This window comes from Mesorhizobium sp. M4B.F.Ca.ET.017.02.2.1 (genome assembly GCF_003998955.1).
Taxonomy (GTDB): domain Bacteria; phylum Pseudomonadota; class Alphaproteobacteria; order Rhizobiales; family Rhizobiaceae; genus Mesorhizobium; species Mesorhizobium abyssinicae.
In genome coordinates this window covers 1-3,289 of sequence record NZ_RZOF01000496.1, presented here as the reverse complement: position 1 = coordinate 3,289, position 3,289 = coordinate 1, and the positions used below count along the sequence as shown (strand labels likewise).

The 3,289-nt window shown below is 63.3% G+C and carries 3 protein-coding genes; all 3 read right to left on the bottom strand.

Translation table 11 applies throughout. The features are described 5' to 3' along the window. Positions 1-107: 107 nt before the first annotated feature. The gene (locus tag EN738_RS32660; protein WP_127287161.1) at positions 108-947 is read right to left on the bottom strand and encodes a carbohydrate ABC transporter permease; all 840 of its coding nucleotides are present in this window, start codon (positions 945-947) and stop codon (positions 108-110) included. A 2-nt stretch (positions 948-949) separates the two neighbouring features. Next, positions 950-1,891, bottom strand: a complete 942-nt coding sequence (locus EN738_RS32655; RefSeq protein WP_245493322.1) for a sugar ABC transporter permease — start codon at positions 1,889-1,891, stop codon at positions 950-952. Positions 1,892-1,939: 48 nt separating this feature from the next. After that, positions 1,940-3,289: extracellular solute-binding protein (locus tag EN738_RS32650; RefSeq protein ID WP_127287160.1), on the bottom strand; the 1,350-nt coding region annotated here is incomplete at its 5' end.

Genomic DNA, 3,289 nt, shown 5'->3' with positions numbered 1-3,289 from the left:
GACCGATCCCCACCCCTTGGTTACCTTCTTGAGCTGAATCTGAGCCATGTTCGTCTTTCCGGTTCTTTCTTTGGCCGCGCCGGAGCCCTTTGGGCCGGCGCGAAATCTCAGCCCTTGACCGCGCCCATGGTCAGGCCTCGCGACAGGTGCTTCTGGATCAGCACGACCAGAAGCATGATCGGCACGAAGGCGAGGAAGGCGACAAGCGCGATCGCGTTGTAGATGATGCCGTCGGACCCGCCGGTGAAATTGGCCAGCGCCACGGACAGCGTGTAGGCGTTCTTGGTCGACGCGATGAGCAAGGTGAAGAGGAACTCGTTGACCGCGAAGATGACGGCGATCACCGCCGCGGTGATGATGCCCGGCAGGCACATCGGCACGATGATCGACACCAGGATGCGCAGGTCGGACGCGCCATCGGTGCGGGCCGCATCCTCGATCTCATGCGGAATGTCGAGCATGTAGGAGCGGATGATCCAGGTCACCAGCGACAGGTTGATCGCCGCATAGACCAGCATCAGCGCCCAGACCGAGTCGAGCAGGCCAAGCTGGCGGAACAGGAAGAAGATCGGGATGGCGACGATGGCCGGCGCCATCATGCGGGTCGACAGGATGTAGAAGCCGATGTCCTCGCGGAACCGGTAGTTGTAGCGGGCGAGCGAATAGGCGGCCGGGATCGCGAGCAGAAGATCGATGACGACGCTGCCGCCGACCGCCACGACCGAATTGCGCAGATAGTTGCCCATCGGCCAGTCGGTCCAGATCATGTCCCAGGCATCGAGCGAGAAGCTCGGCCAATAGATCGGCTGGGCGGCGATGATTTCGGTCCTCGGCCGCAGTCCGATCGACAGGAACCACAGGATCGGCGCCAGGCAGAATACCGCCCAAGCGCCAAGCACCAGGTAGCGCAGCAGCAGGCTTTCGGAGGATTTCGCTTTGGCGGCCATGGCTATTCCCGTCCCGAGCGGAAGAAGCGTTTCACGAACAGCTGCGCGACGATGACGGTCATTGCCAGCATCACCACCGAGACGGCCGAGGCGTAGCCGAAGTTGAAGGTCTTGAAGCCGATGCGATAGATGAAATAGCTGATCGTCTCGGTGGCGCCGCCGGGCGTCCCGCCGGTGATGATAAAGACCGAGGCGAACATCGTGATGATGTCGATGGCGCGCAGGATCAGCGCGACGACGACGATCGGCATCATCAGCGGCAGCGAGATGTTCCAGAAGATCTGCCGCCATTTGGCTCCGTCCAGCCGCGCCGCCTCCTCCATCTCGGCGTCCTGGCCCTGCAGCGCGGCGACGAAGATGATGAACAGGAAGGGCGTCCACTGCCAGACGTCGGCGACGATCAGCGTCAGCCGGGCAAGCCAGACCGAACCCAGGAAATCCAGGTTGCCATCGATCAGCCCCAGCCGCATCAACAGGTCGCTGACGACGCGGCCGTCGTTGAAGGCAAGCTTCCAGATGAAGGCGACGGCCGAGGGCATGAACAGCATCGGCATCAGGAAGATGATGCGCCACGACCGCACCCAGGGATCGCGATAGGCGAAGGCCGCGATGCTGATGGCGATCGTGCATTCGAGCGCGAGCGCGATCGCGCCCATGACGAAGGTGTTCCACAGCGCCTGCCAGAATTCGGGATCCGACAGCAGCTTGCTGTAGTTGTCGAAGCCCGCGAAGGTCCAGTTGTTGAAGCGGACGTGGAAGAAGCCCTGATAGATCGCATAGATGCCGGGATAGAGCGTGATCCCCAGCAGGAAGATCACCGAGGGCGCCACCAGAAGATAGGGAAAGGCCTTGCGGCGCCACCGGCTCCGGGGTCGGAGCCTGACGCCGGGATGAGCGGCCTTGGCCGCCCATCCTGTACTGTTCTGGACCGCGGAGTCCTGCATTACGTGAAGTCTCCCTGGACCAGTCGGCAAGCCAGCATCGTTCAATCGTCAGACCGGCGGGGTCTTTCCCTTGCCGGCCCAGGTCGCCGGAGCCACGGCGGCGTATTTGAAGGGTTCCTTGTCCGAGAAGAAGCCATTCTTGGTCATGATCTCCTTCCAGGCCTTGGCGCCGGCATCCAGCGCCTCCTTCGGCTTCGCCTGGCCGACGATCGCCTTGTTGATCTCGTTTCCGAGCGCCTGTTCCATCTCAAACATGCCGGGAATGCGTGGCGCGCACCAGGCATAGTCCAGCGAGTCCGCCCAGACCGCGGCGGGCTGGGAAACCGACCGCAGCTTATCGTTCTTCAGCACCGACTTGTAGCCCGGCGCGACGCCATTGGCGTTGGCCTCGTTCATCGCCATGATCGATGCCGTGGTCAGGAAGGCGAGCATCAGGAAGGCGCCCTCCGGGTTCTGCGACGTGGCCGTCACGCAGGAGGTCGATCCGGCAATGTTCGGCGGCGCGAAGCGGGCGCCTTCGATCTGCACGCGCGGCTCATAGATGGTGAGCACGTCGCCGACGATGCGGCTCTGGTCCGGCCGTGTCGCCTGGGTGCCGGAATCCTGCCAGGAGATGTTCATGGCGAGCTGGCCGCCGAGCCAGGCGGCGCGGTTCTCGCCCCAGCCCCATCCGGCCACGCCTTCCGCCGAAGACGCCTTCAGCGCCAGGATGGTTTCCAGCGCCTTGACGCCGGCATCGCTGTTGAAGACCGGCTCCCAGGAATCGTTGAACAAATCGACGCCGTGCTGCGCGGCGATGTGCTCCCAGGTGTAGGTGGACCAGAAGCCGCGGGCGCCCATCAGGCCGACGCCGGCAACGCCCTTCTCAACCTTGTTGAGCTCCGCCGAAAGCCTGATCATCTCGTCATAGGTCGGCACGGTCAGCTTGGTGTCGGCATCCTTGCCCGTCACCTTCTTCAGGAGCGACGGACGCACATGCACCATCTGGATATCGCAGTCGAACGGGATGCCGTACAGGCCCTGGTCGCCGAAATAGCCGTAGTTCAGGCGATAGGTGTCGTAGAAGTCGTCGAGCGGCAGCTTCCACTTCGCGGCATAGTCGTCGAGCTTGGCAAGGAAGCCTGGGCCGGCGAAGTCGCCGAGCCACGGCGAGAAGAACTGCAGCGCGTCGAAGCTGGCGTTGCCGGAGATGAACTCGGCCAGCACCTTGTCGTACATCGAATCGTCCGGGATCGGCACCAGCTCGACCTTCATTCCCGAAAGCTGCTCGAAGGGCTTCAGCCCGTCCGCGGCCGACTCCATGTCGGCGGCGCCGATGGCGAACTTGACCGTCTTGCCGGAGAATTCGCTGCGCACCTTCTCCCAGTCGACGGTGCGGATCCAGTCCTTCGCCGGATC